This is a genomic window from Mesorhizobium sp. M1406 (assembly GCF_040317555.1).
Taxonomy (GTDB): domain Bacteria; phylum Pseudomonadota; class Alphaproteobacteria; order Rhizobiales; family Rhizobiaceae; genus Mesorhizobium.
In genome coordinates this window covers 84,233-110,321 of record NZ_JAMYKW010000018.1, presented here as the reverse complement: position 1 = coordinate 110,321, position 26,089 = coordinate 84,233, and the positions used below count along the sequence as shown (strand labels likewise).

Below are 26,089 nucleotides of genomic sequence, written 5' to 3'. Positions count from 1 at the left end.
GAACAAGTGATGCCCAAGGGGCGTAATTTTCAGTAGTGGCAAAAAACTTCGATGACAGCGGGACAGCACCCCCCTCTGGCCTGCCAGCCGCGGCAATTTCTGCGCCGCAGTGGCGCACTCTTCAACCCGGTCCGCCCAAGCGAGGCGGCGGCGGGGCCAGCACATCCTCCACGGAGAGCGTCCGCGCTTCCGAGGGCAGCATGATCGGGATGCCGTCGCGCACCGGATAGGCGAGCTTGGCAACCCGCGAGACCAGCTCACCGCGCTCCGGATCCCAGGTCAGCGGCCCCTTGGTCAGCGGGCAGGCCAGCAGCTCCAGCAGCTTGGGGTCGACATTGACCTTCTTCCCGTCACGTCCGTCCGCCATTCCGTCCGTCCTCTTTAGCCTCGGATTATCCGAACGTTGGCGCTGCCCTCACCCTACCCTTTCCCCGTGAAGAACTGGGAGAGGGGATCGCCAGCGTTGCGGCCAAGTCCCTTCTCCCCGTCCTTCACGGGGAGAAGATGCCGGCAGGCAGATGAGGGGTAGCACCGCCATTGACAATTAACCCGCTGCACTGCGTCCTTCGGCACACCTTACTGCAGGCTCGAACCAAAATCCTCATTCTCGCGCGCCAGCGCCATTTCGGTGATGGCGATCAGCGTCTCGGCCCGGGTTTTCAGGTCGGCTGCTTCGAGCAGCGCCTGTTTCTCGGCCGGCCCGTAGGGCGCCATCATCGACAGCGCGTTGACCAGCATGGCATTTTCGGCCCGGCTGACGCTTTCCCAGTCGGCCTCCAGGTCGTTGGCCTGCAGATAGGCGCGGAAAGCCTTGAGCAGCGATGGCCGGTCGATCTCGTTGGCCGCCTGATCCTCATCGAGATCGGCGAGGAAGGGCGCCAGCTTGGCCTGTCGAAACGGCGTCTTGACCGTCAATTCGCTTGCAATGCGGAACCGGCACACGCCCTGCAGGGAAATCAGATAGCGGCCGTCACCGGTCTCGGAAAAGGCGATGATGCGCCCGGCGCAGCCGACATTGCAGAGCTCCGGCTCGCCGTCGTCGCGCAAGGCTCCGTCGAGACTGGGCTGGATGACGCCGATGAGCCGCGAGCCGGTGATGGCCTCGTCCACCATCTGCAGGTAGCGCGGCTCGAAGATGTTGAGCGGCATGCGGCCTCCCGGCAGCAAAAGCGCACCTTCGAGCGGGAAGATCGGGATCGTCGACGGCAAATGCTTGGCGAGCCGGTAATGCGCGTTTCCCGCTTGCACCTCATTCCTCCGATCGCGCCACCAAGAAGCGCGTCAATTCTTTATCCCAGAGCAGCTCACCGTTTCACGGAAACGCCCAACCGCTCCATCTCTTTGTTTCATGCATGTCGTTCTCCCAAAGCCGGGACTACTTTTGGGCGACATGCATTAATCTGGCGCAGTCATCGCCGACGCCAAGCCCGTGCGGCAAAACAACCGGTAACCGGCTCAGGAAAACAGCAGCGCCGACAATTTGCGCCGCGCCGCGAGCGTCGCCTCGTCGGTCATGCCCCAGGCCTCGAACAGCTGCAGCAATTGCGTCCTGGCGCCGTCCTCGTTCCATGCGCGGTCGGCCTTGATGATGGCCAGCAGATTGTCGGCCGCCGCGGTGCGATCACCATTGGCGTTCTGGATCATGGCCAGATCGAAACGCGCCTGATGGTCGTTGGGGTTCTCAGCAAGGCGCCGCTCGAGCTCGGCCGGATTGCCAAGCGCGGCCGCTTGCGCGGCGACCGCCATCTTGGCGCGCAGGGCGGCCAGCGGCGGCGCATCCTTCTTGGCTTCCGGCGCTGTTGCCAAAAGTGCCTCGGCGCCTTGCACGTCACCAGCCTCGAACAGCAGCTCGCCCAGGCCGGCGATCGCCTCGATCGTCTCCGGCGCCTGCGCCAGGATGGCATCATAGATGTCGGCGGCACCCTGCATGTCGCCGGCCTCGCGCGCTTGCGCGGCGGCGGCCAGCGCCTCGGCCACCGGCGGCGCGCCATCGCCCTTGCCGCCGACCTTGGTGATGAATTCGGCGATCTGGCTCTCGGGGATGGCGCCCATGAAGCCGTCGACCGGCTGGCCGTCCTTGAAGGCGATGACCGCGGGAATCGACTGGATGCCGAGCTGGCCGGCGATCGAGGGATGATCGTCGATGTTCATCTTGACCAGCTTGACCCTGCCGCCGGCGGCCTTGACCGCCTTTTCCAGCTGCGGCGTAAGTTGCTTACATGGCCCGCACCAGGGCGCCCAGAAATCGACCAGCACCGGCTGGCGGCGCGATTCCTGGATGACGTCGGCGGCAAAGGCGGCGGTCGTCGTATCCTTGATGACATTGGCACCCGGGGCGCCGGTAGCAGCGGGCGCATCGCCAAGCGCGACTTTCGCCGGCGCGGGGGCGGTCCCACCATACTGCACCGATGTGGTGTACTGGCCGCCATTGCCCCCGAAGGGGCCGCCAAACGGATTGTTGTCGCTCATCTCTTTAACCCTTCCATGGCGCGGCCGGCCGGCAGCTAGACGCCACACGCTTCAGACCATCGGTTCAAGCCACCATGTGGCGATCACGCGGAGACTTTCAAGATAGCAGCATCGTGCCCGGTTGCCTCGACGAATTTGATCAGGTCGCTCGCTGCGATCGATGTCGTCGCCTCATTGGTCAGCGGATGCCCGTTGATCACCGCATGCTCCATCAAATCCTTGTCGAGCACGAGCTTGACCCTGTTTGCCGTATCGTTGATGACGCCAAAGACCGTGACGGCACCCGGCGTGACGCCGAGCAGCTCCATAAGCATCTCCGGCTTTCCGAAGGAAACGCGGCTGGCGGCGCCGATCACCTGGTGGATCTGCTTCAGGTCGACAACCGCGTCCTCGCCGACGGTGACCAGGAAGAAATTGTCCTTCTTGTCCTTCAGGAACAGGTTTTTCGTGTGCCCGCCGGCGATTTCGCCGCGCAGCGCCTGCGAATCGGCGACCGTATAGAGCGGCGGATGACGCTTCGTCGAGGCGGCAATCCCGAGTTCGGCAAGAAAGGCCATCAGGTCGGCTTCGGTCTTCGGCATCGGTTTGTCTTCGTCCCGTTTCTCAGCCCATGCCGTTTACGGCCAATGGGGCGGCCGGCACAAGACCGTCATGCGACATCGCGGTGAACGGCACCGCCTTCGCGGTGGCGGCTCCGCCACTCGCGCGCCCGCCACAGTGCCGGCGGCTTGCCGGCATCGCCCGCCGCGTTGCAAAAAAAGCCTGCGATTTCCCTGTTGCAATCGCCGCGCTCTTCAGCCATATAGGCCCGGCTTGCGGCCAAGACGCCGTGCGAGCGGGTGTAGCTCAGGGGTAGAGCACAACCTTGCCAAGGTTGGGGTCGAGCGTTCGAATCGCTTCACCCGCTCCAATTTCCTCAAAGGAAATCAAGCTTTACGAAGAAAGGCCGGACATTGATCCGGCCTTTTCGCTTTTTGGGGCAGCACCGGGGCAGCACGGCTGTCAATCGAGTGCCTGGATTTTTCTCCAACCCGCTTCCGTTAGGGCGACCGATCCTTTTGGGGTTCCGTCGACCCAAACATTCTCAAAAGCTTCATTTATACCTTCCGCCACCTCTTTGGCGCTCATATCGTAGATGGCTGAGGCGTGAAGTAGCGTCTTCTGCTGGAGAACATCGCCGGGCTTCATTCCCTGACCCTTGAATATCAACAGGATGAATTGCGCCTTCTCACGCATCGACAGTTCTTGCATTCTAAGCCTCCAATTAGACGTTAGCTATCGTCCCGCCGGTGCCTAGACCGATCCAGAACCCCAATAAGCGATCCAAATTCTGGCGTGCCGACTCTTGCTTCTTTTTGTCGGACGACCACGCATTTATCATTCCGAAATACACTGCCCCCAACACGCTCAGACCAATTGACACCCAAATTATATTCCCGGGCGTCGTAATCCACGTTTGGCTAGGCTTGGGCTTTTTAGCGGCCGCCTCAGCGGGGCTGACAAGCGACATTGAATAGTTCGGCGCCGCCAGATCCATAAAGGGACGCGCCTTGAATTTTTCAAGTACGGCCCCGAGCGATTGATTTTGCAATTCTGCTTGGCCAACGAGGGTATTGATCTGCGAAATCAGAGCCGACTTTGCCTTATCATCGGCCGTTGGAAGGGCTTCCGCTTGGGCAGAAAGTGCTCTCAGCACGGCCAACGATTGACTATTTCGAGCGTAGAGACTCGAGACGTCCTCTGTGATGAGCGAAGCGTACTGTGACTGCCCCAGCAGTGCATCTCTCAGTTCGCCTTTAGTAGGTTCCGAACTGATGACATAGCCCGTGTAGGTAGCCCAAATCAGCGAAAGCACGCCGAAAAAGATGCGCGCGCCCGTGCCGGAATCCGGTGTTCGACCGGTTGGGGCGCCGCCAGATCCCTGCTGCGATGCAATGTCAGTCATAGTGATCCCCCGCTCTTTGGGGAACGATATCCGAAATGCCGGATTTTACATCGTTCCAATGTTTTTTCAGCAAAGCGACTCGCACGGAATGCCATCCTTGTCGCGGTCGAGCTTCCCGCCCCATGGGCAGTTCTGCAGATACCAATCGGCTTCCTCGCAAGACCCAATCTGCGGACACGTCCGCCGCGGCTCGCACGAATAACCGCTCTGTGCGACCAGTCGCCGGGTGATGATGCCTAGCGGCTGGCCGGTTGTCGTCCGTACGCCGCCGTCCCCATGTCCAGCGCGCCACTCCCAGGGCGTCTGAAACGTTCCGGCCCAAAGGCCGACCTTCGCTGCCTCTGCCTTCGCTTGCTGTCCTGCGTAGGCGGCGTGGCTGTATTTCGGCCAGTCAAGCGCCTGGCCGTGCTCGACCATCCAGGCGGCCGCACTGGCGCCGTCCGCGCGCCGGCAGTCGCCCACGAATCGGTTGTAGCGTTCCCACGCGACAAAGGTGCATCTGACCGGCCTCGAGGCAGCCAAGAACCCGTCGAGCGCTGCTGCGGCCTTCGCACCGCAGCGGTAGCGAAAGCCCTTGGCGTCGTCGCATTGTTGGGCTGACTCGGGAGCGTCGATGCCGTTGAAGCGGATGCGCTGCCCGTGGATCTCAATCGTGTCGCCATCGATGACCGAAGCGACGCCGGTGATGGGCTCCGGCTTCGGCGCGATCCAGTTGGAAACGTGGAGGTCAGCCGCGACGTCACTATGCTGAACGATGAACTGCGTCACGTAGGCCGCCATCGCTGCCACCATCACGAAGACAAGGCGCAGCGGCGCGGTGGCCCTCTTTCGTTTATCGGATCTTCCGATGCGAGCCATCTTAGTCGGCTTCGTGGCCGGTTCGGCCGCCCGGTTTCGCTTCAGCGGAACGCTCGCCGCAACTTCTCCCGGCGCTGTCAGTTTGGGTTCGCAGGTCGCAGGGGTGTTCGCCGCTATCGCCTACATTCACGACCGTGCCGCCAGAAGCCGGGGGCGCCAAAGTCGTACCGCGATATCGTTGAACGACGCCGGCTATCCGCTGCCCGTCGCTTTCGATGTGGGTGTTTTTGCTATTCGAATTAAAGGGATCGACGGTCTGCAAAAGCATGTTCGCATGGTTCGCATCGCCTGCCGCGAGCGTCACCGAGTCATAGTTGTTCAAATAGTCGGCGGCGCAGCCCGAAACAAGCACCGCCAAAACAGTAGAAAAACACGAACGCCAATGCATGTAGGTATCCCCCGACACCAAATCTGACCATGCACTGTTTATGCGTTGCTGTCGAATCGCCTAGACGGCCATACCGTCGAAAGGTCGCGGGCTCTAATCCACCAGAACGAGGAGCGGCTTGTGCTTTGGCCGTTCGTGCCACATGACTTGGCGCAGGTCCCGCATGTCGACCTGTTGCCCGCAAGTCGGGCAGGTATAGAAATTGTCCAGCTCATCGGCCGGCTCGCCGCCGTGCTGCTTGCCGGGAATCGGTGGCCCAATGTCGGATAGCTTCGTCATGGCTATCAAACATTCAATTCGTCTAAAATGTTCCGGAACTATTTTAGCGGAAGCTGATTGAATCGCGGCTTGAGAGTCCAGTGCATGCGTTTGAAGTTCGTCCCGCCTTTGATGCCGACCCTTGTCGAGCAACCGCCGGAAGGTGACGACTGGATTCACGAGGTGAAGTTCGATGGCTATCGCTCGCAACTGATCATCGATGAGGACAGCACCCGAATCTACACCCGCAACGGCCACGACTGGACCGCAAAATATCGCGACTTGGTGAAAGAGGCCGACAGCCTCGGCGCCGAAAGCGCCATTTTGGATGGCGAGATCATCGTCCTGAACGACGCCGGCCTTTCCGACTTCGGGGAGTTGCGCAAGGCAATCACCCGCCGGCAGCATGATCTCTATTTCGTTGCCTTCGATCTGCTCCATCTCAACGGCCACGATCTGCGCGACATGGCGCTGGAGGAGCGGCGCGAGATCCTGGCCAGCATGATCGAGCCTGGCGGCCGGATCCAGTTCAGCGAGCCGTTGCCGGGCGAGGCCAAAGCCATCTTCCATCTGCTCGACCAAGCCGGCCTCGAGGGCATGGTGTCGAAGCGACGCGACAGCAAATACCGCAGCGGACCGTCGACCAACTGGCTGAAGGCGAAATGCTATTCGGTCGACGAATATGAGTTGCTGGGTGTCGAGCGCGAGGCGGGCAAGCCGGCCTTTGCCCTGATGGCTGACCGGGCAACCAGGCGATATGTCGGTTCGGCCTTCATCAACTCCAGCCGCGCCATCCGCGAGCGGCTATGGAAGCGCGTCCAGGAGCACGCCGGGCCGGCGCCGAAGGGCATGAAGCGGCCGGCAACGCAATGGGTCAAGCCTGGGATCATCGGCCGTGTGAAGCACTTGCGCGGCGAGGAGGATTTGCGGCACGCCTCACTTCAGGACTTCCGGGAGGAAGATTGAACGGCCGTCGCCAAGAACAAAAGGTGGGACTCGAGTTTGCAACGCCGATCTATCTTGTTGAATGTGATTTACTGCGTTAGTCTCCCGATGCGATATAATTCCAAGGGAGGATCAAATGGGGAAATCGCTTTTTCTGGCAGCCGGTCTAATCATCAGCGCTGTATCCACTTCGGATGCTATAACTTTAAAGGATTGCTCTCAGTTTAGCCAAGAAAAGAAGGTCGCCTGCCTTGGCGACAATGTCATTTCGCTTAATGATGAGTTAGATCGTGTAAGCAAAGCGCCGCCGAATCTGGGGAACGTTGTTATTCAATGGGCCGACCATTCCAATAGCTGTTTGACGTATCTGGGAAATAACTTGATACAAGTTGTCGATACTTGTACTGATCCCAACAGAAATCGATTTGTGGTCCGGCCATTCAACTGACGCCCTAGTCAAAAGTCTAGAAGGGGTGGCCGCGAGCCGCCCCTTTTTATCTGTCCGCTTCCACACAGGTAGGCTTGACGACCAAGAGAAATGTTCTTTATTCGTTCTCATGGCGCACGATCCGATCGACACGCTGGGGAAGGCGACCCGGCACAACATGTTTGTGAAAGCGGAATGCAGTTGCGGCAATGTCCGCTACTGCCGATCGGCCGATTTGATGATGGTCTACGGCGGCGGCGGCGATCCGCAGACTCTGAAGTTCGATTGCAGCCGGTGCAAACCTCAGATCAAGATCACGCTCCTCGAGGTGCACCCGGAACACTTGCCCGAACGCCTGATGATCCACAAGCCGATGAAGATCGACGGCAAAATCACTTGGTACACCGAGCGCTTCAAAGGATGACCAAGACCCTCGCTTACACGTTGGCCGCCTTGACAGGCCGCTACGTCGGCTCGGCGTCCATCACCCTGAACCGGGAGATGCGGGAACGGTATGGAAGCGCGTGCAGGAGCATGCCGGGCCAGCGCCGAAGGACCTAAAGCGGCCGGCAACGCAATGGGTCAAGCTGGGGCACCCTTCGCTGTTAGATTTCAGGGCATCAGCAGCGCCGAGATCGAGGAGGGACACCGGTAGCGTCTGCGAGGCAATTCAAGACGCGATCGTGCATCATGATGCTGGCGTGGGCGGACTGATCAGTTCTATCTTGGAGCAGGTCCAAAACTGCCAGCACCCGATTTACTCCCAACGTCTGCCCTCGGACGCTCCGTGTAGCAAATAATGCTGGCGTGGGTTCATACCGGCAGCTTTGATGTCAGGATTCAGTGCCAGATAAACGTCGTCTCGAAACTTGCGGGGCAAGCGTGGGCCTACCACGACAGGCCACTTCATAATGTCGTTGTCATGGCTATTCCCCTTCAACAGCGCCGGCTGGAAATCCCTTCGCCTGGCTACGTAGTTGAAGGACAATTGATCGCGGTAGGAGTGGGCTTGCACTTCGGCGAACCAATCCTCCATGACAGATTTGACCGTGGGGTCATTGTGTCTTCTGAACAGCGTCGATCCAGTAATTAGCCCCGCTTTCTCAGGGTGGCCGGTTGCCCGATATCGTGACATTTGGCTTTCGATCGTCGGGCGATTGTCGTAGTTCAGGGCGACCACCTCCTTGGCCTCCTCGTAAATGCAATTGCGAATGTTGTGTGCAAAACACATCATAGGCACGGCCGATGCGTCCAGCATCTCAAACAGCGTCGAAACCGGCGCCACGAGCTTGACCGTGTTGTCGATGTAAAGACTGCGTGAGTAGGTTGCGAGATAGCGGTGCGGTAATATTTTCGCTTTCTTGGAGGTTCTAACCGGACCAAGCTCAGTGGAATCCAGGTAGCGAAAGCGCCAGAAATCAGACGTGAGGCTTTTGTCATCGGTGAAACACAAGAAGTCGGTCTCATCATCTCGTTCGTAGTGGTGGTCGACGAAATGCTCGGAGTAGCCGAACAGGCACGTATAGACCACTCGGCGCGGTCTTTGCAGGCGCGCCCACGTCGCGATTTTGCCGAATAGTTTTCTCAAGGGCTGTCCATTGGTTTTGGAGTGAGCAAAGTGGCGAGGCGTCCATATTAGAGGCCGCGCATGCCCGACACCAGCCCGCCTGGGTCGCACAGTGATCCGTTGGCCTTAGAGAAACCTCTCGCCAGTTTGGCGATTGAGATGAGCCCGCGTCATCCTCTGGCGATGGCGAAAGAGATCGGCGACAAAGGTTAGGATTGAGGAGAAGATCACGCCGAAACCGAATCTCGTAAATAAACAGGGAGAGGATGGCCGGCGCCGCAAGGGCGGGTTGGGGTGCCTAGGTGGGATAGGCGCCCAGCCAAGCGGAATTTGGGTCCGCCGCAGGATGCGACGGCAAGGACGCGCTTAGTGCAGGACCTCTATCGAATAGGCTTCGATCGTGATGGTGTCCGCGCTATTCGCCAGTTCGCCGGTGATCAGCATGGTGACAGCGTTGGCCGTATTGACCACCGCAGTGGTCACGGCTGCGCCACCATTGCCAATACCATTGAAGGCGGATTGCGCACCCACCTGGCTTGACACACTGTTCCGGTTGCGGATCTCCAGAAGGCACTGGCACATGACGCCCGTCGTGATCGGCACGGCGTAGAACGTCGAGCCACCAAACTTGAAGCGGACGGTCTTCGCGTTGGCGTTGTTCGTTGCGCTCCACAGGAGCATCACCCGCGTCACGCCGATGACCGAGGTTTACATTCTGCGAAAGCCGGGGGCTACGGTTTCTTAAGTGCGCAGCAGGCCATAGCCTGCCGTCTGGTGAAGATCGTCCTTCAAGGCCTTGACTGTCTGCGACAGATCGCGGACGGCGTTCATAAGCGTCTGTATCGTCGCTTGGGTATAGGCGGCCTCAGCCGTGGCTGAATAGGTCGCGTTGGCGGTGCGCTTGGCCGTGCCGGTATCGACAGACCAGCCCGTCATGTTGCGAGGCACTGTTCCACCAAAGCCAACACCGTTGACGTTCCACATGATCTTGCTGGACGACGCGCCGTCTTGCAGCGCACCACCAGAGGTACCCTTGCCGCGTGCGATGAAGTCTATGTTGGTGTCAGAACCTGCAGTAAGCAGAACCGGCTGTACACCAGTCGCGCCGGGCTGCATCGTGAAGGAATTGACGGCACTCGCCACCCACGCGACCCGAAATAGGTTCGCACCACCAACATTCGCGATGGCGAAACCCGTGTCCGAAACCACGAAGCGCTGCTGGTTGGCTAGTGCAGACACCTCACCGTGAACGCTGAACCCAACGTTACCCAGTGCGTCACTCGTGTACCACTCAATGAGGTTCTTGTCGGGCAGGAGGATGGCGTGCTGGTAGTTGGTCGTGGCGTCCTTGGTAAGGCCATTGCGGAAGAACACGAGGCCTACGCGGAACTTAGCCCCATTGGGGCCAATTGCTTGAGCCCAGTCGGCATCATAGGGGGCCGCATTACCGCCGCCAGATGCTAGCAAGAGGCCGAAACTGCGGCTGGCCTCTGGGGTGGCCACCGGGTTAACCGGCGTGGAGTTGAGGTTTGTTATCTTAAGTTCCATGCCGTTCATGGTGCTATTCGAGCCGGGCCGCTTCACCGCCTCCACATAGAGACCCCAGCCGACACTTCCCAAGCTGGTGCCGTGGCCAGACGCGTAGAAGGATCCACCCATGAAGCTATGGTTGGTTGCACCATCTGGCGATTTGGCCGCACCGAAAATTCCAGTGCCGGCATGCCCCGCTACACCCGAAGTGACGGACGCCACTTGGGCAGAGGTCAAGAGATACGACATCGCATAGGCGGAACCGGGCGCGATTTCATCGCCAAGCCACGAGCCCATGCCGGTTGATCCCAATGTGCCGGAGTGGTCTCCCATCCACCCGGTCGCACCGAGGCCGACCAGGAGGCGATCATTGAAACGATGGTAATTTGCCCGGCTAATGCCGATGTCCTGCGCAGCTTGGGACTTCACCCAGGCGCCCCCCGATCCGTCCACAGACCCGCCGGTCTTGATGACATAGACATCCTGAAGCGGATCGCGGATCTGCTTCAGCGTGAAATTTGTCGTGCCTGTCAGATCGACTACCGGCGTTCCGGCATAAGCATTTTCCGGAGTCGCGGCGAGCTTGAAATTATCGTCATCGACCTTGATGGCGTAATAGACGGTATTCGCTGTCGCACCGTTGACGGTTGTGGTCGGCACAAGACCTGATCCGGTCGACAGCAGGTGCCCGACTTTCGTAATCGTGTCGGTGGCGCTGCTGACCGTGGCCGACGTGATGCTCTGAATGACGGTGCGCGATGACAGATCTGCGCTGCTCCACTTATACCACGCCTCGTTGCCGAAATCGGTTGTGTAAGCCAACCCGAATTTTGACGTATCAAGGCCGGGGAGAAGTGCCGGCGTCGTGTACGCGGGTGCCGTCAGGGCCAGGCTAACGTCAGCCGCGGTCTTGGCGTCGTAGGCCGTGTTGCCGGAATTACGCTGGAGGAATGTCGAAGCGACAGCCGTCGGAAAACCGCTCGCCTCCGGGCCGGTTGGCCCCGTGGCGCCTGCCGGGCCAGCGGCCCCGCTAGGCCCTGTCGGACCCGTTGCGCCGGTTCCTGCCGGGCCGGATGGCCCCCGTGGGGCCGGTTGCGCCCTCGCCCGTGATCAGCGCCAGCGTCGCCGGCGTGAGACTGTCGGGCGTGACGCTCTGGTTCTGCAGCTTGCCGTCACTGCGCCGAACGTCGGCCAGTGCGTCGATCGTCTCGTCGACCCCTTTTTTGAGATTGGCCAGGTCGTTCTTGAGTTGCGAACCGGGAAATGGGTTTTGCTGTTGTTCCTGTTGGAACGCCACGTAGTCGTAAGCGATCGGCGGCTTCTGGGGAGAAGGCATTTTGATGCACCAAAAACGTCGCTTCCAGATCGCATCGTGGCGCCGGAGCCGTGCTCCGCGCTCAGATTTCAGATGCTTGTTGGAAGTCCGTTGACGTTAGCCCCGGTGTGATCCGAAGCGGTTGGTGCAGAGGCCCGAGTTCTGCTCTGTTCCGGCGCGCACCATTGTAGAATTGTTGGTCAGAAAATGCCAGACCGTGGGCGGAAATCCTGTCTGGATAGAAATAATTAGCCGAAAGACCAATCCTCCCAACCTCGCCGACTTTTCGAGAACAAGAGCAGCAGATTACCCCGAGCAGCTTCGCGCTGGTTTGCCAATTTATTACCATCATAGCCCTCTGGAGCTTTGGAATAACCTAGCACCGCATGAGCCTTGAAATCTTCGAGGCCGTCATCAACCACGCAAAACGCCCCGATATCGAGGCCTGTAAGTCTGATTGCCCTGATGTCTTTTGCGGGAGTCCAAGCGTAGCCCTCGTCCGTTCTAGTGGCTATTTTCTCTAGCTGTTTTGCCACTATATACGCGCGGGCTTCCTCAGCACTCGCGTCCCAAGCCCGGCAGACACTAAGTTCAGACTTCTTCAAGCGCTCTTTCTTGAAGTCCTTTATTCCTCCGCCTTCGATTTGATCTGGGTCTATCAAAGCATAGACGATGGGCTCGTTATTTTTAATCAAGCCGGACGAATGCACGCTCTGAATAACCAGTTCTCTAGGACACTCATTTCTCGCTATTTCATGCTTAGGTAATTGAGGAGATCCTGCGGCAGCTTCTCTTGAGTAGCTACCTCTCCGCCAGGGAAAAACTGCCCATCCGAGTACATTGCGTAGCCAATCGCGCCATCTTCCTCGAGACTCAAGATCGCGTGGCGATCCCCCCATTTCCATTCGAAAGCAATCTCCCCCTCATCCGCCCAAACCGAAGGTGTCCTGGTGCCCGCCTCTATCGAGTTCCAAAGCATAGCTGCTCTTGCCTTAAGCTCCACAGGAGCGGCAATATTAGGAAAAGCACCAGACTGCTGAGCAGTCGTTGTCTGCCCGTAGTTCGTGTTGGCAGGAGCCAGTGCTCCGCTGCTCACCGGAACAAGCGCGAGCCGGGAGGCCCATGACTGAAAATCGGTCGCGCCTGAGGCAATCTGAAAGGGATGCAGTCCGCTCGGCTGCGGCATATAATTGGTTATAGCCACCGGGAGCGCTGTGTTATTTTTGGAATCAATCGAGTGCTCGCTCCCAAAGCCGGCCGCCCAACCCATCATGTCCGCGGCCTGTTGCAATTCGATACCGAAAGGCAAAAAGTCGAAGGGTGGCGAGCGCAACTTCGTCTCGGGCGATAGTGGAGGATTGTAGGCCCTGACTGTGGGCACGTAAAAAGGCCTTGTGCCAGCGTCGTCAAACTCCAAGGCCACAGCACTCATCACATTTCACCAATCTCAGCGTTTTCACGCGCGAGGCCTATAAGCTCATTCCATATAGGAACTACCAAATTAGAATCAAACGGGCTAGCCCTCTGCGCGCTGGTGCTGTGATCTAGTTCCAGTCGCGCCGCGAATGCCTCATCGCCGAGAATGATCGGCGGCTCTACACTCCCAAGCTTAAACGCTCCGGTTTGTATCTTCAATGATGCAAAGTTGGTTATTCTATTTATCTTTCCGCCATCAACAATACTAACAACAGGAGAATTTACCCGATAAAGTACATCTTCATATCGTTCGTTTATTTTTACAGCCTTAATATAGGTCTGAAGCAATGCATTCACTTCAGCCTCACTGGCGGCGTGTTGCAGCAGCACTGCTCCAAACGCTATACGCGTTACCGGACGAGAGAAATTGCCTAGAAACCTTGAGGTCAGTTCTTGAAATTCTTCAAGAGCGACGAGCCACTTCGCAAATACGGGGAGGCCAGGGTGGTCCGGCGTAGCGGCCTTATTCCCCAATACAACATCTACCCGACCGGGGCCAAACCCCAGCGTAAGGCGGCCAAGGCCCCACTCGCCCACGTACACTTTCCCGCCTGGTACATTCTGGCGTGTTTCAGCCTCTTCTTGTCCAGTAAGCTCGGTCCAATCTGCGTCGGTCCCCTTCGGAACTTCGCTGCTGAAAAGCGAAAACCGCAGGGACTCCACCGACCAGTCGTCGCCCATTCTGACATCCCCCACCATTCGCGCCTACCTTAGACGGTTCGGGTTGCAGCGCAATCCATGGCTAGGATAGGCAAAATAGTGCAGATTCCATGAACGCACCTTATTAGCGCGATCCCTGCGCATCGTAAAAGCCGCCAGTTTCGGCACCGGTGCGTGCCAGAGCTTCGCCAAGGCCAATCCTGGCGCCGCGGTTGTTGGCGTTTCGGATTAGCTCGACAGACTGCGGATCGATGAACATGTCGGCCAAGGCTTTGAGGTTGCTGCGTAGCGCGGCCCGCTTGGCGACATCGCCGGCTTTCACGACCGATGTGCCCAAAGACTTCACGAGGTTGACTGCCATGCCGGCGGGAGATGCGGCGCCGCCCAGGTCCGCATTCATCGATCGATTGAACTCCGTCGCGCTGCCGATCTGCTTGCGCCGTCCGGTGGCCTGGAGGACGTCCAGCAGTTCCGGCATCCTGTCGGCGGCCCGCCCACCCCGGAATTTGGCGCAGAACGGCATCGAGCACTTCTTGACGGGCGTCATTGCCGGCGACGTCCTTGTGGAACTTGGCGCCAGCGAAGTCCCGAACGCCCTCCTGCGTTTCGGTATTGGCCTTTGAAAATCGGTCGGCCAGGTTCTGCCGCACAAGAGCGGCCGTTGTCTCGGGATCTCCGGCCACCAGGCGACGGGTCGCATCCGCAGCCTCGCCACCGGAGCCGGTGAGCGGGTTCTGCGGCAGGATGGCATTACCGGCGGTCTGCGTGTCACCAGCGACGGCCACGCGCCCGACCGGGCCTTGCTCGAGCGGGTTCAACTGCGTGCGGCGTCGACGACCGCAATCGAGTTGTCGGGCATGCCTGCATAGTCCGGCGCGAGCTCGGCGTTGCCGCGCAGCCGCGCCAAGCCGGCGGCGAAGCGCGGGTCTGCGGCGATCGGAGCGAACTGCGCCTGCGGGACGACTTGCGGCGCCGTGGGGCCGGCAGGGCCGACCGGACCAGTTGCGTCGTAGAGCGGGCGCGTCTGCGCGTTGATGTCCTGGCGGGTGTTGTCGATCACATTGCCCGCGGCTTCCGCAGCGCGCGGGCCAAGCGTCGACGGCTGCGCGCTCTGCGGGGCGATCTGGTCCAGCACATTGCCGACGGCGGTATCGACCTGGCCGGGGCGCTGTGAGAAGAACGGCGCGGTGCGCGCACGCCCGTCTACCGAGCCCTCCACGACACGAAGAAGGTTCGGAAGCGCGCTCTCTCCATCAGTCGCCTGGGCGATGGCTTCTGACCCCGTGAGCCGAACGCCTGTGGTGTTGCCCTGGAGATCGAGCGCGCGCTGCCAATCGGCATCTGTCATTTCGCTGGTCGCACGCCGCACCACACTCTCCGGCGTGTTGTAGGCAGCCCGACGGCCGTCCCTGCGTTGCCGAACAGCGCGCCGAGAAAGCGTGACAACCCTTCGTACTGGGTCCCTTCGGTCGCCTGCCCGGCCGCCTCGGAAGCGACCGCCGGCATCACGACATTGCCGAACATGTCTTCCGCCATGTGGCGAGCAATCTCGCGACCGGTCCCGGCGAGCCGCGCCGCTTTGCTTGGCAAGCCGCCAGGCGTGGCGAACTCGCCGATCCTGCCGGCGTACTTTCCTGCCGTCGTTTCCGGCTTATGCAGCACTGCGTCCATGACTTCGCGCGTCCGGTCCTGCGCGTCGTAGATCCCGGCGCGCACATCTGCGTTGTCATTGCCGGTGATCGTTCGAAGGCCGTAGTTCACAGAGCCTGTGAGAGGGTTGATCAGGAAATCCTTGAACCGGTCACGCTCAGGCCCAGGCGTTGCCGGCTCCATGCCAAGCGCGGACCGCACCGGCCCCTCCGCTTTGTCGAACAGCCAACTTCCAATGCCTTCGCCAACCCGGTTGAGGGTATCGGCGTCATTGCCGTTTCAACAGCCCCCCGTGGAACACCGGATGCAAAGGAAAGGCCGACATCCTTTGCAGTGGAGTGCGTCGGCTCTGCGCTGACAGGCACACCCGGAAACCACGGCTTGCTTATGGGCTTCAGGGACGCCAGCGAGTCGGAAATCTCCGCGTCCGAGAAGTCCGCAGGGAATTCAACGCGCTGACCTTCGAATTCAATGTCTTAACACCAGGGCGAATGGCTTGTGCGGCATCTGGAAAAGCGGCCCACGGATCGCTGTTGTCGAGCGCCGCCGTGGTTTGCTTCCCGTACTTTGTCCACGGCCCTTCTGGGCTCGACAACGATTTGGCGATTTCGTCGACAGTGGCATCTTGCTGCTCTCGCGCCATCGACCGGAAACCTTCGTCGACCTCAACCTTCCGTCCGTTGATCTCGAGGATTACAGGCTGGCTGCCAGCAGTTGATCCGAATGCACCGTTGCCTACTCGCGCCCCTTTGGCAGTGGCTGGATGTGAGATGATCTTGAAGCCTGGCGGTATGTCGTCGAACTGATCGAACACGTTTTCCGTTTGCGCCTGTGCCTGCGCGCCGTAATGCTGGTCCTGCGCCTTGTGGAGCGCTTCCGCGTACATATCGGCGTGGGCTGGCGTGTCGAATTTGCCGAGGTTCTGCCCGGTCCTGCCGTATTGGTCAGCAGCGGCGCCGTCTTCGATGATCTTGCCGTCTTGCGAGACGGTCGGCACCAGGATTTCACGGCCGCTGTCGTCCCCGAACGACATCGACCGCACAGTGCTGTAGGAGCCGTCAGCGTTCTTGACGATCGGGCGCGCGTTCAGGTCAATGTTGCCCTGCTCCAGCATGCCGGGGAACGGCCCGATGGGGCTGGCCGGCGGCTGCTTCGCCGCCGGAGCGTCGAACTGGTCGAAGATGTTCGCCGCCGGCGCGTCGGGAAACTGCGCCCACGGGTCACTTGTCGGGGCTGCGTCTACCGGAACGCCAGGGAACCGAGGTTTAGCCGGCGCCGGCTGCGACACGATGCGGAAGCCGGGCGGCACGTCAGGCGTCGTCTGATATTTTTCCCAAGGACCGGCCACTGGAACACTCCGTCAATTCGAACCATCGGCGCGTGCGAGCAATGCTCTGCGGAAGTCGCGATCTGGATGTGTTCGGTTGAACTTACGGGCGAGCCCGTGGCGGAGCGGCTGCCCGAGGTCCGCGTGTGTTCCGGCGACGAAAATATACACGGATGCTGCGTCGAAAACCAGCATCAAGCGGCGACCTTCTCGGCACCAACCTGACCGATGGCCGTTGCGACCAAATCGCGAACGACCTCCTGCTGGCGCTGCGCCTTGCGCTGCTGGAGCCAGGCGTAATCCGAGATGTTGCGGAGGTCGCGTTCGAACATTCTCACGTGCAGCCAAGCGTCCTCGATCCGGTGTGGATGATGGGCCTCCTGCTGTTGCTCGTCTTCGGCCCAATGCTCGACGATGACCGCCACCGCGCTCATGCAAACGATGATGTTGCCAGGCTGATAGTTCGGAAGCCGGCGAACGACCGAGACGGCGGCGTCAGCGATTGCCTTGATCAGTTTGTCCCTGCGCTCGACGTCCAACTGGAACGGCGCCCGAAATTTGCGGAGGCAGCCCAAGACCCAGGACAGTTCGAAAGCGACGTCGACGTGTGGCAGCGTCACCTTCCAGAAGCTGAAAATAAACCGGTCGATCTGCTCATCGAACTCGATCACGTCACGGCTCGGCGGATCGCCTTCAGCGTGTCCGTCATCGGCGTAAGGAATGATGTATTCGGTCGGCATCGGCTCGGATCCAGTTGTCCGATGATGACGATACGGCGGTCCATAGCGCGGAAAAATCGGAAATATCGAGCGACTTTCGGCGAGGTTTTGCGTTCGAAGTTTGAATTGACCGCAAATTCCTGCGGCCCTCCGCCGGGGTTCTGGCCGCGCGATTGGGAGTATGCCGAGGGGTGGCACCGGGGCTGCGGCCACATGGCGGCCAGGGCGCGGCCCTGCCGCGCTCGCCAGATCGACCCTAACCCTTTTGCCTTTCGTCTGCCGTGGCGCACCTAGCCGGGGCGTGGAGTTGTCGCCCCGCCGAGAGGGTAGAGCGCTACCAACTGCATTATTGATACTGTTCGCTGGCCAATGATATCAGGGGCTTAGATTGTCGACATGGTAGCGGCTTGCAAGCAGAGCCGTGTTTTGTGCCATTTTTCGGGTCAACGCCCGTCCAGATAACGGTCGATCGCAGCTTCAACCTCGTATGAACCTACTTTTGGCTCGAGCGGCGCCAAGGCCTCCGCGAGCTTGCCGCGCTCATATTCTCGCTGCGCATCCATCCGAGCATAGCGCGCGACCTCGCGGTTCATGAAGAACGACGGCGCGAAGAATCGCCACGCCAGATAGGCCACGCACAGCCCCAGCGGCACATAAACTGTTGGTTCATCCGAGATCAACGACCTATCACCAAGATCAACATTTTTCCACTCTCATCACCCCACAAAGCATTCCCGCCAATGCTTTGCGCGAGTTGTGTGCGACGGCTTCCGTGATCAATAACGATCAACAAAATCTACGAAAAATAGCTGTTGACGGACGTTGGCCAACGGCTCGTTATTATCATCGCTAAACAAAAAAACGGAGAGAAACGATGATCACGAGTACATGCCAGAACGAAGCGATTTTGTTCTTTCAGATTGCGTCAGAGTTGCGCCGTGCTGAAAGGGAATGCGCCGATCCGGAGGCAATGGGGGAGCTAATCGATGAAGTCGACGCGATGCAGCGGCATTCGTCGAGCGCACTCATCAGGGAGCGCTGCTCCAATCTGCTTCGCCGGCACGAGAATTTGAAGGCCGGGGCCGCCAGTTAGGCGCGCCCTCGCTGAGATCAACAAGTTTCTACAGCCCGCTGCTCCCCGCAGCGGGCCTCAACGTGTGTTGTAGCGTAAGGAGTACAGAAATGCCCGAGTTGTCACGTTTCACGATGCACAAGCCCGGAACGGCTCAATGGGACATTCTTCATCCGTCCCAAATCCCCGAAACCGGGGTTCAGATGATGCTGGTGCAGCTAGTGTTCCCAGCGGAGCAGCTTCCGCGCTACCGCGCTTTGGCACGAGAGTTCAGGGCGCAGTACGCAGAAACAGCGGGGATGGATCTCGCGCGCATGTGGGACGTGAGAATCGATCACCGCTTGAACCCGCCAGGCTTGGCCTCACTCCACTTGTTCGCGATGATCTTGCCCGCATCGCTCATGGAAACGTCGATCAAGGCCTATCTGCAGGATTGGAGCATGGCCGCGTTGGAGCCAAACTAATCGAAGGCGCCGCCGGTCGGCTTTGAAGCGGCGACGGTACGCTGCCGTTTCCGCAAGACAGCTTCAGTTGCCTGTCTCAACTCGTCGCCGTCCATTTCGGACACATCCTTCACGGCGCTGGCGTTGCGGTCTGCTCGGTCGAGCATGCCGCCGATCTGCAACAGCGTGCGTTGCGACGAGGCCCTGGCGACCGCCGTCTGTGCCTTGTCGCGGCATATCTCCAGCGCGCTTTCATATGCGACCTTGATGCCTTCAACCCTCGCGCGGCGGATTATCTCAGCCCGCACGGCCTCATCGTCGCCGCCGAAATCGTCAAGCTCGTTGTCGTCGTTGTTGCTCATGCGAATGCCCCAGTTGGTTTCTGTGGATCGACGCGGCGCGCCTCGAGCTCAGCCCGCAACGCCGCTATCTGTTTTGCAAGCTCGGCAGTCTCTGCCGACGGGGCCGGCTGCGGCCGCTCCAACATGGCGCGGATCTCCGCGGCCTGTTTGCGCTCATCGCGCTTTCGCTGGCGCGCGGCCGCGCTGCCGGGTGTGCGGGCAGCGTGCCATGCGTCGTGTTGGTCCCTTTCCTCGGGCGACATTGCGGCCAGGCGCGTTGAGCGCTTCCTTGCCGCGCGCTCCCGCTCAGCCAATTTCTTCCGAAGCTTCTTTTCGGCATCAGGCGATTTTCCGTCGGGCCATTGCGTTCGATGCCACTCTTCGCCGCGCGGGGTCCGGCCGCCGTGGATGAAACACTTGCCGTTCTCCATCGCGATATGCCGGCACGGCTCGCGGTCGCTCTTCCGAGCGGCATTGCATTTCGGAAGGTTGAACCGCTTGGCGTTCCACTCGCGGATGGCCGCCGATCCGATCATCCGCCATTGCGCGGATGTTTGCCACGCCGTTGGCGCGTGTTGCGGCCGCTTTCTCTTCATGGCTGGATTTCTGCGAAGAGTGCATGAGGTATTCCGAAAACCGATCGCCTACCGTACGGGGGTCGGGCTTGTCGGTCCGACAACCCCCTACGTAGTAGCGACAAGCAAAAACAAGAAACAAGCGTTGAAATCATTGGGTTTTTCGACGTCTTGTTTCTTGTTTCCAGAAAACAAGCACCGACAAGCTGGCGACATACAGCGTAAGTGCCTGTTTCCGCTGCTTGTTTTGCTTGTCGCCGATAAGCTGGCGATAAGGACCGACAAGCATCTTCATAACGCACCAGCCTCGACCGGCTCACGGCGAACAAACCACGGCGCCGTATCGCCATCCTTCTTTTTGAACACGCGAAGTCGGACATCTTGTCCACCGCGCTGGATTACGCGTCCGGCTCCCGTAATGATTGCGGTCACGTACCCCGTAACAGCCGGCCGCTGTTTGGCCTTGATTAGGCCCTCCCGCCGAAGATGTTCGCCCAACGTCGCCCAGATGCCGGACAGATTGCACTCGTCGAAACCGGCCATCACCGAGTCGACTATCCGGGCGACAGTCAGCGCCTCGTCGTCGGAAACGTCGCGTGCGGCTCCAACACGGCTCTTCACGTCGACCAATTCTAGCACCGGGGCGAAGTCGCCCTCGGCTTTCAGCCTTTCGGCGGGATCGTCTTGAAAGAGCGCCGCCGCTGCACCCTGCGGAATATCGGACCCATTGTTCACCGGGACGCTCAGCCGGCGAAACACGGTTGGCTCTGTCGGCTTCCGATTGTGAGACACCTTGGCGTAATCGAGCCGGATCAGCTGATCGGCGGGCGACACGCCCCAGGCCTTCTCATCGTCCTCGCCAGTGACGTTGGTCAGGGTGAAGGCACTGCGTACTTTGCCGACGGCAGCAAAGGCCCCGCGGCCGGCGCCCATATCGCCCCGGTGATCGCGGCTTGCCTTGCTCGTATGGTGCAGGATCTCAATGCAGCAGCCATGCTTGGCGGCTATGTTGGCGATCTCCTGCAGAAGGGCGTTGACGTCGTCATTGCTGTTTTCGGCGCCGCCCGACATCAGACTCACCTGCGGGTCGAGAACGACCAGGAGCGGCTTGTGCTCGACAATTCTCGCCTCCAGCAGATCCGCACCTGGCGCGCGGCACAGCGGCTTACGGGCGTCCGGTCGATGCATGATCGTCAGCGTTTCGGCGTCAACACCAGACCACAGGATAATCGGGTGCTTCATGTCCTCGGGCTTCAGCCGCAGATATTGCTGGCAGGCTGCCAGTCGGCGCTCCATCTCGCTCAGCCGATCTTCGGCATTGTAGACCAAGACGGCGCCGGCCTTGTGCAGTAGTTCGTGGCATTCGCCGTTGGCGCCGCGAAGCACATCGCGCTTCCCTGTCGCTACGATCACCGCGTCACGGATGGCGAAAGTCGATTTGCTGATTCCAGGCTCGCCGACACATTGCGTGACGTCGCCGACTGGCAACCGCGGCTCAATCAAGAAGGTGCGGACCGGCAGCGACTTGGGGTCAACCAACCCTGTTACGACGCTTAGACCGCCGCGAGGGGGCTTTTCAAAGTAGAGCACGGCGAAGTCCGGCACCAGTCGATAGTCCGCGCCCCCGTGCGCCTGGCTGGCAATGTGGGGATAAGCGCCGTCGGTGTAGATGATCGCTTTGTTCCGACCGCCGCCATACTCGGGCTCGATCGGATCCGCACAAGTCTTGCGGTGGAACTCCTCAGGGTCTGCCAAGATCTCCGCGACCGTCACGCGCCGGCCATCATCAAGATTGATCTGGAAGCCGCCCATCAGGTCGGACCGCTCCAATGCAGCCAAGACGATGCGCTCTGCCGTGACGCGCGTCTCGCCAGCCGAAACGTACCGCTCAACCTCGTCGGCGCGATAGCGGCCCGCAATTGCCTTAGCCTCTGATGCGCAAGAACTCTTGATCTCGTCGACCCGCCGAGCAAACTCCGAGTCTTCTTCCGGCGAGAGCGCAGCAAATTTTCGGGTGTCCAAGAAACTGCCGTTGGGATTGATTATGCGGGGCTCGCGAGCTCCCGGCATGTAGGCAAGCCGCACGTCGTCGAGCAGCGCGTCTGCCTCATACCAAAGTCGCTCCGGTCCTTTCGTCGCCACCTTGTCGATGAGCGTGCGGACTGACACGGCGCCATTCCTCGTAATGAACGGGAAGCCAAATCCAGCGAGCACCAGCCGCGCGAAGAGCCTATCGGCAAAGGACGCGATATCAGATCCGTCGGCGACAAAAAGATACCGGTGCTGCCCGCTGTTGGCGCCCGTCGTCAGCCCGTTCTGCGAGTTAACGACCCCGGTCGATGATGAAGGCCGAAGAACCGTGCAGACTGCCCCGAACTCGGGAAACACCGACGCGAGAACGCCGGTAATTTGACTTGGCGTTGCCGCCACACGATCCCTGATCGTGGCGGGCCAGTCCTTCACATCGAAGTCGAGGCCGAGCACGGCCGGACACTCCTGGTGCACGAAGAAGCTCTTGCTTCGCGAGATCGCGTCCGACCCGGCGTCCATCATGGCCGCAGTGACAATCTGTGCGGTTTCCGCTCCCGCCGGCGGCGGAACTAGGACGAGGGCTTCGCGAGGGCCAAGGCTCCTCAACTGCTCCGCAAATGCTGTGGCGATCTCTGGCGCGCTGCCGGCAAGCGATATGCGGCGGGCATGCCCGGTTGCCACGCCGGGGCTCCGCGAACTGACAGGCTTACCCGTCGAGATATCGACGCTGAATGTTTTCGCGAGCGCGCCGCTACTCTCCAGTACCGAGAACGAAATTTCCTTTTGCTCGACGGGATCGGGAGCAGCAGGAAACAACTCTCGAATTTTGTCGTGTTGGCGGTCTGGGATCCGCGTCTTCAGGATATCGCCGAAGACACTCGGTTGCGCGGAAGGTGGCTTTTGAGCTATGTTCACGGCGCTGATACCTTCTTGGCCGGTTCCGTTGGCGCGGGGCCGGCTTTTGCTTTTCTAGGTGTTATCGACGGCCAGGTAGAGACGCGGCCCGCGCACTGGCGGCGTGGCAAGCAAAGCACTGTCAACGAGATCGACGAGGCTGCGAACGCTAACGACGAGCGGGCCGCCTGCCGTCACGCGGCAGCCGCAAAGCCTACCTTCGGCAACGCGGTTTCGAACCCAGTCGGAAGATCGGGCAACGATCTCGCCCGCCTCCGGGATTGAAACAAACGCGCGGTCGCGCCAAGGCACGTATTCGGATTTCTGGATCTGCATGATGGTCGCCTTCCTTGTTGAGGGCGATCAATTTGCCGGCGATAGTTGCGCCGAAAAAGACGCATGGCGGGTAGTCTTTTTGGCGCGAGCTCCAGCGGCTCGCTCGGCCGCCATCTTGGCGTCCAACCTCTCGAGGTCGAGGATCACGTCAAGCAGGAGTTGGGCGGGTCGCTCAACCCCGATCGCGCGCGAAAGCCCGACATGCTCATACACCCGGGCAAAGATTCGCCTGAACTTCTGGTCGCGCTTTTCGACCTTGTCTTTTGTCGCGGGCTCACCCAACCACTTCGCGGCGACTGCGGCGGGGTTTCTGATCGTGCCCCTGAAGCGGTACAGCGCCGCTGTGTAGATGATGGTTTCGAAAAGGTCTGTGCGCGGTCGCCCCTGGCTGGCTGGTTCGGAGGACTTCTGCCACTCTCTCAGCCACGGTTCGACGTCGACTTTGGCCGCATATCCGATTAGCCGCTCGACAGTTTCGGGGTCGCTCTCGAGCGCACATCCCGTGGCTTTTAACGCGGCGATGGTGATCTCTCGCACCCTGGCCGGTCCGAACAACTCGACGATGTCATCGGGGCCGCGGGGCATTTCGACTAGGGCGCGCCGCAAGAGGCTCATTGGGTGGCCCCAAGCCAAGCGCGGGCATCAGCAACGCGATAACGAGGCCGACCCTCGATGACCGTGACGTTGGGACCGCGCCGGAGGCGTGCCCATTTTTTGAAGGCTTGCTCGGTGAAGCCTGACAGTGCCGACATCTGCTTTCGGGTAAGCAGGGCATCCGCCGGCAGGGCGGCGAGATTGGGGGCATTTTGCGGCATCGATGGCATAGGGCGGTCCAGTTGATCGTTTGTTGATTGATCAAGCGTAGCCGAGAGGAACCCCCGGTAGCAGGGACAGAAACCGCCGCAAATTATGTCCCCTCCGGCGGCCGCTCCATGTAAAGCAACTGAAGGGTGGCGATCGAGCCCCACCGTTTGAATTGGCGCTTGAACCGCCTACGGGCATTGCCTTCGGCAGATGCTTTTTCGTTCTCGCCCCCGTTTACCGCGACCCATTCGCGGATTGCCTGATTAAGGCTCGCGCGGTGTAGGAGACGATATTCGATAACGAAGCGAAACAGGCGCCAGTTCAGATCGTCGTCCGGCTCGCGCCCGGGGCCTTTCTGTGAACCAGGAAGACCCAACACATCACGACATATCTTTGCCAACACATCTGACCCTGAGAGCCGCTCCAAGAGATCGGCGGGCTCAACGTCGTATCGGGCAGCCAGCGCGATCAACATATCGAATCCATCGCTCGGCGCTGGTGCTGGTAATTTCCCCTCCCCAACGATGTCGCCAAACTTCGCCGTCATCCAAAAGCTCCGGGAGAGGCCTTTGCACCTTGTATGACGCGATCGACATGGGTTGACCAGGCTTCGAACGCAGCGCGGACACGCTCCGCGCCGTTGTCCCTGTCGTAGATTTCGATCAGGTTTTCCCGAGCATGGCCCAATGACAATTCTGCCGTCTCCGTGTCGATCCCCAGATGGCTCAGACCGGTGCGGAATGTCCGGCGAAGATCGTGGAAGGTGAAGTCGACGCCGCTATCCTTCACCAGAGCGGCCGTCATCTTATTCCAACCGCTCATCGGCCCACCGGTGCGGGCAGATGGAAACATCAGGTCGGACCGCGAGTCGACTGGGCAGATAGCGAACAGCGCGTCCAACTGCTTCGACACGCCGATGGTGTGGCCGCGCCCTTGCTTCACGAATGTCGCCGGCAGATTGATGACGACCTTCTTTGGGTCCGTCCGGTCGACCATCTTCCGCTCGAGCCCTGCACCCTCGCCGCGGCGACAGCCCGTAATAATGAGGAAGCGAACGAAGCGGCCGAAAACTGTGCCCTTCTTCGCGGCGTTCCATACCCGAACGATCTCATTGTCTGATAGAGCTCGCCCGTGCCGCTGTTTGGTCAGGCGGTCCGACCTGGTGGCGCGCTGCCGGCGGTAGCCGTAGAGCGGATTGCTGTCGATCACCTTCGCCTTGACCTGGCAAAAGGCCAGGAACGCGCGGCAGCGCGAGCGGAATTCATCGGCAGCACCTTGCATGCCGGCTCGCTCCAAGGCCTCGATGATGGCTGCAAAATCGGTGCCCTTAAGCTGGGCAATGTCCTTTTCAGCATGTTTCTTCAGCCGTCTCCGCAGGACGCTCAGGACCATCTTCCAGGCGACGTAGTTGCGCCGCTTCAAGTCGGCCTCGTAGCGATCGAGCAGCTTCGACACCCGCGCCTTGTCGCGACGCTTTTCCTCCGCTCGATCTTTCGATGGATCCCCCCCCGCGGCAACCTTGCCCAAGGTTGCGAACGCAAGCTTCCGCGCGTCCGCCACGGTCCGAATAGTTTCCGGGGTGCCGAGCCTGATGCGCTTGGTGTTGACCGCCCGACCCAGGCCGGCGGGTCTATACGCAACAATGTAGGTGCGGGCGCCGCCACGGAGCCGTAGGCCAAAGCCGGTCACTTCGGTGTCCCAAATCACCGCCTCCGATCTGCCAGGAGGCAGCGCGGCGCGGGCAACAACAGCGTCGGTAAGCTTGGTCTTGGACAGCACGGCAAATCTCGGGGCAGCACGCGGGCAGCACCGATTGCGTGAACCGGCGTACCCCACTATAACCCGGAGAAACCCGTTAAGCTATTGCTTTTCTGCGAAATCGGAGGCTTTGTAAACTCCGCTATCCACCGGTTACCTTCGGAGCACACACTTGCCAAGGTTGGGGTCGAGCGTTCGAATCGCTTCACCCGCTCCAGTTTCCTCAGGGAAATCAAGCGACTAAGAGACGCCCTCCGGGGCATCTCTTGCTTACACGGCAATGCAATGTAAGCACAATGTA

General features: G+C 60.2%; 34 protein-coding genes and 1 tRNA gene. 5 read left to right on the top strand and 30 right to left on the bottom strand.

The genetic code is table 11. The features are described 5' to 3' along the window. Positions 1-121: 121 nt before the first annotated feature. From NKH03_RS17505 to NKH03_RS17490, 4 genes are all read right to left on the bottom strand, one after another. Complete coding sequence (locus NKH03_RS17505) at positions 122-367, bottom strand: Trm112 family protein (protein WP_352866488.1); 246 nt, start codon at positions 365-367, stop codon at positions 122-124. Between the two features lie 209 nt (positions 368-576). Further along, positions 577-1,248 (bottom strand): LON peptidase substrate-binding domain-containing protein, encoded by a 672-nt coding sequence (locus NKH03_RS17500; protein ID WP_352866490.1) that lies wholly within the window; start codon positions 1,246-1,248, stop codon positions 577-579. 207 nt (positions 1,249-1,455) lie between these two features. Continuing rightward, positions 1,456-2,469: a thioredoxin gene (gene trxA, locus NKH03_RS17495; RefSeq protein WP_352969520.1), complete on the bottom strand. Its 1,014-nt coding sequence runs from the start codon at positions 2,467-2,469 to the stop codon at positions 1,456-1,458. 83 nt (positions 2,470-2,552) lie between these two features. Then, positions 2,553-3,050 carry a prolyl-tRNA synthetase associated domain-containing protein gene (locus NKH03_RS17490; protein WP_352866495.1) on the bottom strand — a complete coding sequence of 166 codons (498 nt, stop codon included), beginning with the start codon at positions 3,048-3,050 and terminating at the stop codon, positions 2,553-2,555. 254 nt (positions 3,051-3,304) lie between these two features. Between NKH03_RS17490 and NKH03_RS17485 the strand changes: the two genes are divergently transcribed. Next, positions 3,305-3,379, top strand: a tRNA-Gly gene (locus NKH03_RS17485). A gap of 92 nt (positions 3,380-3,471) precedes the next feature. Here NKH03_RS17485 and NKH03_RS17480 read toward each other — a convergent pair. The 5 genes from NKH03_RS17480 to NKH03_RS17460 all read right to left on the bottom strand — a co-directional run bounded on the left by NKH03_RS17480 (position 3,472) and on the right by NKH03_RS17460 (position 5,939). After that, the gene (locus NKH03_RS17480) at positions 3,472-3,720 is read right to left on the bottom strand and encodes a hypothetical protein (protein ID WP_352969518.1); all 249 of its coding nucleotides are present in this window, start codon (positions 3,718-3,720) and stop codon (positions 3,472-3,474) included. A gap of 13 nt (positions 3,721-3,733) precedes the next feature. Further along, on the bottom strand, positions 3,734-4,414 hold the full coding sequence (locus NKH03_RS17475; RefSeq protein ID WP_352969516.1) for a hypothetical protein: 681 nt from the start codon (positions 4,412-4,414) through the stop codon (positions 3,734-3,736). 66 nt (positions 4,415-4,480) lie between these two features. Next, complete coding sequence (locus tag NKH03_RS17470; RefSeq protein ID WP_352969514.1) at positions 4,481-5,272, bottom strand: excalibur calcium-binding domain-containing protein; 792 nt, start codon at positions 5,270-5,272, stop codon at positions 4,481-4,483. A gap of 1 nt (position 5,273) precedes the next feature. Continuing rightward, a complete protein-coding gene (locus NKH03_RS17465; protein ID WP_352969512.1) occupies positions 5,274-5,660 on the bottom strand; it encodes a hypothetical protein in 387 nt (128 codons plus the stop codon). A gap of 93 nt (positions 5,661-5,753) precedes the next feature. Continuing rightward, positions 5,754-5,939: a hypothetical protein gene (locus NKH03_RS17460; RefSeq protein ID WP_352969510.1), complete on the bottom strand. Its 186-nt coding sequence runs from the start codon at positions 5,937-5,939 to the stop codon at positions 5,754-5,756. A gap of 84 nt (positions 5,940-6,023) precedes the next feature. Here NKH03_RS17460 and NKH03_RS17455 point away from each other — a divergent pair, with 84 nt between their 5' ends. The 3 genes from NKH03_RS17455 to NKH03_RS17445 all read left to right on the top strand — a co-directional run bounded on the left by NKH03_RS17455 (position 6,024) and on the right by NKH03_RS17445 (position 7,714). Next, entirely contained in the window at positions 6,024-6,884 is an 861-nt protein-coding gene (locus NKH03_RS17455) for an ATP-dependent DNA ligase (RefSeq protein WP_352969508.1), read from the top strand. A 115-nt stretch (positions 6,885-6,999) separates the two neighbouring features. Next, on the top strand, positions 7,000-7,311 hold the full coding sequence (locus tag NKH03_RS17450) for a hypothetical protein (RefSeq protein ID WP_352969506.1): 312 nt from the start codon (positions 7,000-7,002) through the stop codon (positions 7,309-7,311). 109 nt (positions 7,312-7,420) lie between these two features. Next, the gene (locus NKH03_RS17445; RefSeq protein WP_352969504.1) at positions 7,421-7,714 is read left to right on the top strand and encodes a hypothetical protein; all 294 of its coding nucleotides are present in this window, start codon (positions 7,421-7,423) and stop codon (positions 7,712-7,714) included. 333 nt (positions 7,715-8,047) lie between these two features. Here the strand turns inward: NKH03_RS17445 and NKH03_RS17440 are convergent, their stop codons facing one another. The 13 genes from NKH03_RS17440 to NKH03_RS17380 all read right to left on the bottom strand — a co-directional run bounded on the left by NKH03_RS17440 (position 8,048) and on the right by NKH03_RS17380 (position 18,214). Then, complete coding sequence (locus tag NKH03_RS17440) at positions 8,048-8,878, bottom strand: glycosyltransferase domain-containing protein (RefSeq protein WP_352969502.1); 831 nt, start codon at positions 8,876-8,878, stop codon at positions 8,048-8,050. Positions 8,879-9,223: 345 nt separating this feature from the next. Further along, on the bottom strand, positions 9,224-9,550 hold the full coding sequence (locus NKH03_RS17435) for a hypothetical protein (protein ID WP_352969500.1): 327 nt from the start codon (positions 9,548-9,550) through the stop codon (positions 9,224-9,226). Between the two features lie 48 nt (positions 9,551-9,598). Next, positions 9,599-11,209 (bottom strand): hypothetical protein, encoded by a 1,611-nt coding sequence (locus NKH03_RS17430; RefSeq protein WP_352969498.1) that lies wholly within the window; start codon positions 11,207-11,209, stop codon positions 9,599-9,601. Positions 11,210-11,417: 208 nt separating this feature from the next. Next, on the bottom strand, positions 11,418-11,723 hold the full coding sequence (locus NKH03_RS17425) for a hypothetical protein (protein WP_352969496.1): 306 nt from the start codon (positions 11,721-11,723) through the stop codon (positions 11,418-11,420). A 227-nt stretch (positions 11,724-11,950) separates the two neighbouring features. Further along, a complete protein-coding gene (locus NKH03_RS17420; protein ID WP_352969495.1) occupies positions 11,951-12,412 on the bottom strand; it encodes a hypothetical protein in 462 nt (153 codons plus the stop codon). Between the two features lie 38 nt (positions 12,413-12,450). Then, complete coding sequence (locus tag NKH03_RS17415; RefSeq protein WP_352969493.1) at positions 12,451-13,134, bottom strand: hypothetical protein; 684 nt, start codon at positions 13,132-13,134, stop codon at positions 12,451-12,453. Continuing rightward, positions 13,134-13,859, bottom strand: a complete 726-nt coding sequence (locus tag NKH03_RS17410; RefSeq protein ID WP_352969491.1) for a hypothetical protein — start codon at positions 13,857-13,859, stop codon at positions 13,134-13,136. The genes NKH03_RS17415 and NKH03_RS17410 overlap by 1 nt, the downstream gene beginning before the upstream one ends. 103 nt (positions 13,860-13,962) lie before the next feature. Continuing rightward, entirely contained in the window at positions 13,963-14,385 is a 423-nt protein-coding gene (locus tag NKH03_RS17405; RefSeq protein ID WP_352969490.1) for a hypothetical protein, read from the bottom strand. Positions 14,386-14,652: 267 nt separating this feature from the next. Further along, positions 14,653-15,186, bottom strand: coding sequence for a hypothetical protein (locus NKH03_RS17400; RefSeq protein WP_352969488.1), 534 nt, complete (start codon positions 15,184-15,186; stop codon positions 14,653-14,655). Beyond that, on the bottom strand, positions 15,183-15,671 hold the full coding sequence (locus NKH03_RS17395) for a hypothetical protein (protein WP_352969486.1): 489 nt from the start codon (positions 15,669-15,671) through the stop codon (positions 15,183-15,185). The genes NKH03_RS17400 and NKH03_RS17395 overlap by 4 nt, the downstream gene beginning before the upstream one ends. Positions 15,672-15,882: 211 nt before the next feature. Further along, positions 15,883-16,836 (bottom strand): hypothetical protein, encoded by a 954-nt coding sequence (locus NKH03_RS17390; protein WP_352969484.1) that lies wholly within the window; start codon positions 16,834-16,836, stop codon positions 15,883-15,885. 173 nt (positions 16,837-17,009) lie between these two features. Then, entirely contained in the window at positions 17,010-17,747 is a 738-nt protein-coding gene (locus tag NKH03_RS17385) for a hypothetical protein (RefSeq protein ID WP_352969483.1), read from the bottom strand. A 230-nt stretch (positions 17,748-17,977) separates the two neighbouring features. Beyond that, positions 17,978-18,214 carry a hypothetical protein gene (locus tag NKH03_RS17380; RefSeq protein WP_352969482.1) on the bottom strand — a complete coding sequence of 79 codons (237 nt, stop codon included), beginning with the start codon at positions 18,212-18,214 and terminating at the stop codon, positions 17,978-17,980. Between the two features lie 502 nt (positions 18,215-18,716). On the opposite strand from NKH03_RS17380, the gene NKH03_RS17375 reads away from it, so the two are divergent. Further along, entirely contained in the window at positions 18,717-19,070 is a 354-nt protein-coding gene (locus NKH03_RS17375) for a hypothetical protein (protein ID WP_352969481.1), read from the top strand. Here the strand turns inward: NKH03_RS17375 and NKH03_RS17370 are convergent. The 8 genes from NKH03_RS17370 to NKH03_RS17335 all read right to left on the bottom strand — a co-directional run bounded on the left by NKH03_RS17370 (position 19,067) and on the right by NKH03_RS17335 (position 25,809). Next, the gene (locus NKH03_RS17370; protein WP_352969480.1) at positions 19,067-19,411 is read right to left on the bottom strand and encodes a hypothetical protein; all 345 of its coding nucleotides are present in this window, start codon (positions 19,409-19,411) and stop codon (positions 19,067-19,069) included. The two genes, NKH03_RS17375 and NKH03_RS17370, sit on opposite strands and share 4 nt — an antisense overlap. Then, entirely contained in the window at positions 19,408-19,986 is a 579-nt protein-coding gene (locus NKH03_RS17365) for a hypothetical protein (protein WP_352969479.1), read from the bottom strand. The genes NKH03_RS17370 and NKH03_RS17365 overlap by 4 nt, the downstream gene beginning before the upstream one ends. Before the next feature lie 130 nt (positions 19,987-20,116). Continuing rightward, a complete protein-coding gene (locus NKH03_RS17360; protein WP_352969478.1) occupies positions 20,117-20,260 on the bottom strand; it encodes a hypothetical protein in 144 nt (47 codons plus the stop codon). Beyond that, positions 20,257-22,911: an AAA family ATPase gene (locus tag NKH03_RS17355; protein ID WP_352969477.1), complete on the bottom strand. Its 2,655-nt coding sequence runs from the start codon at positions 22,909-22,911 to the stop codon at positions 20,257-20,259. Before NKH03_RS17355 ends, NKH03_RS17360 begins: the two co-directional genes overlap by 4 nt. A gap of 54 nt (positions 22,912-22,965) precedes the next feature. Next, entirely contained in the window at positions 22,966-23,226 is a 261-nt protein-coding gene (locus NKH03_RS17350; protein ID WP_352969476.1) for a hypothetical protein, read from the bottom strand. Positions 23,227-23,253: 27 nt separating this feature from the next. Further along, positions 23,254-23,841 carry a hypothetical protein gene (locus NKH03_RS17345; protein WP_352969475.1) on the bottom strand — a complete coding sequence of 196 codons (588 nt, stop codon included), beginning with the start codon at positions 23,839-23,841 and terminating at the stop codon, positions 23,254-23,256. A gap of 292 nt (positions 23,842-24,133) precedes the next feature. Then, entirely contained in the window at positions 24,134-24,577 is a 444-nt protein-coding gene (locus NKH03_RS17340; protein WP_352969473.1) for a hypothetical protein, read from the bottom strand. Then, positions 24,574-25,809 carry a tyrosine-type recombinase/integrase gene (locus NKH03_RS17335; RefSeq protein WP_352969471.1) on the bottom strand — a complete coding sequence of 412 codons (1,236 nt, stop codon included), beginning with the start codon at positions 25,807-25,809 and terminating at the stop codon, positions 24,574-24,576. Before NKH03_RS17335 ends, NKH03_RS17340 begins: the two co-directional genes overlap by 4 nt. Positions 25,810-26,089: the final 280 nt, after the last annotated feature.

Bases quoted from the DNA above. Each gene is read 5' to 3' on its own strand.
- NKH03_RS17425 (WP_352969496.1), bottom strand. From the start codon at position 11,723: ATGCCTTCTCCCCAGAAGCCGCCGATCGCTTACGACTACGTGGCGTTC.
- NKH03_RS17480 (WP_352969518.1), bottom strand. From the start codon at position 3,720: ATGCAAGAACTGTCGATGCGTGAGAAGGCGCAATTCATCCTGTTGATA.
- NKH03_RS17395 (WP_352969486.1), bottom strand. From the start codon at position 15,671: ATGGAGCCGGCAACGCCTGGGCCTGAGCGTGACCGGTTCAAGGATTTC.
- NKH03_RS17490 (WP_352866495.1), bottom strand. From the start codon at position 3,050: ATGCCGAAGACCGAAGCCGACCTGATGGCCTTTCTTGCCGAACTCGGG.
- NKH03_RS17375 (WP_352969481.1), top strand. From the start codon at position 18,717: ATGCCCGAGTTGTCACGTTTCACGATGCACAAGCCCGGAACGGCTCAA.
- NKH03_RS17365 (WP_352969479.1), bottom strand. From the start codon at position 19,986: ATGAAGAGAAAGCGGCCGCAACACGCGCCAACGGCGTGGCAAACATCC.
- NKH03_RS17445 (WP_352969504.1), top strand. From the start codon at position 7,421: ATGGCGCACGATCCGATCGACACGCTGGGGAAGGCGACCCGGCACAAC.
- NKH03_RS17350 (WP_352969476.1), bottom strand. From the start codon at position 23,226: ATGCAGATCCAGAAATCCGAATACGTGCCTTGGCGCGACCGCGCGTTT.
- NKH03_RS17455 (WP_352969508.1), top strand. From the start codon at position 6,024: ATGCGTTTGAAGTTCGTCCCGCCTTTGATGCCGACCCTTGTCGAGCAA.
- NKH03_RS17465 (WP_352969512.1), bottom strand. From the start codon at position 5,660: ATGCATTGGCGTTCGTGTTTTTCTACTGTTTTGGCGGTGCTTGTTTCG.
- NKH03_RS17360 (WP_352969478.1), bottom strand. From the start codon at position 20,260: ATGAAGATGCTTGTCGGTCCTTATCGCCAGCTTATCGGCGACAAGCAA.
- NKH03_RS17505 (WP_352866488.1), bottom strand. From the start codon at position 367: ATGGCGGACGGACGTGACGGGAAGAAGGTCAATGTCGACCCCAAGCTG.
- trxA (WP_352969520.1), bottom strand. From the start codon at position 2,469: ATGAGCGACAACAATCCGTTTGGCGGCCCCTTCGGGGGCAATGGCGGC.
- NKH03_RS17370 (WP_352969480.1), bottom strand. From the start codon at position 19,411: ATGAGCAACAACGACGACAACGAGCTTGACGATTTCGGCGGCGACGAT.
- NKH03_RS17470 (WP_352969514.1), bottom strand. From the start codon at position 5,272: ATGGCTCGCATCGGAAGATCCGATAAACGAAAGAGGGCCACCGCGCCG.
- NKH03_RS17405 (WP_352969490.1), bottom strand. From the start codon at position 14,385: ATGACGCCCGTCAAGAAGTGCTCGATGCCGTTCTGCGCCAAATTCCGG.
- NKH03_RS17410 (WP_352969491.1), bottom strand. From the start codon at position 13,859: ATGGGCGACGACTGGTCGGTGGAGTCCCTGCGGTTTTCGCTTTTCAGC.
- NKH03_RS17415 (WP_352969493.1), bottom strand. From the start codon at position 13,134: ATGAGTGCTGTGGCCTTGGAGTTTGACGACGCTGGCACAAGGCCTTTT.
- NKH03_RS17400 (WP_352969488.1), bottom strand. From the start codon at position 15,186: ATGACAGATGCCGATTGGCAGCGCGCGCTCGATCTCCAGGGCAACACC.
- NKH03_RS17345 (WP_352969475.1), bottom strand. From the start codon at position 23,841: ATGAGCCTCTTGCGGCGCGCCCTAGTCGAAATGCCCCGCGGCCCCGAT.
- NKH03_RS17340 (WP_352969473.1), bottom strand. From the start codon at position 24,577: ATGACGGCGAAGTTTGGCGACATCGTTGGGGAGGGGAAATTACCAGCA.
- NKH03_RS17475 (WP_352969516.1), bottom strand. From the start codon at position 4,414: ATGACTGACATTGCATCGCAGCAGGGATCTGGCGGCGCCCCAACCGGT.
- NKH03_RS17450 (WP_352969506.1), top strand. From the start codon at position 7,000: ATGGGGAAATCGCTTTTTCTGGCAGCCGGTCTAATCATCAGCGCTGTA.
- NKH03_RS17460 (WP_352969510.1), bottom strand. From the start codon at position 5,939: ATGACGAAGCTATCCGACATTGGGCCACCGATTCCCGGCAAGCAGCAC.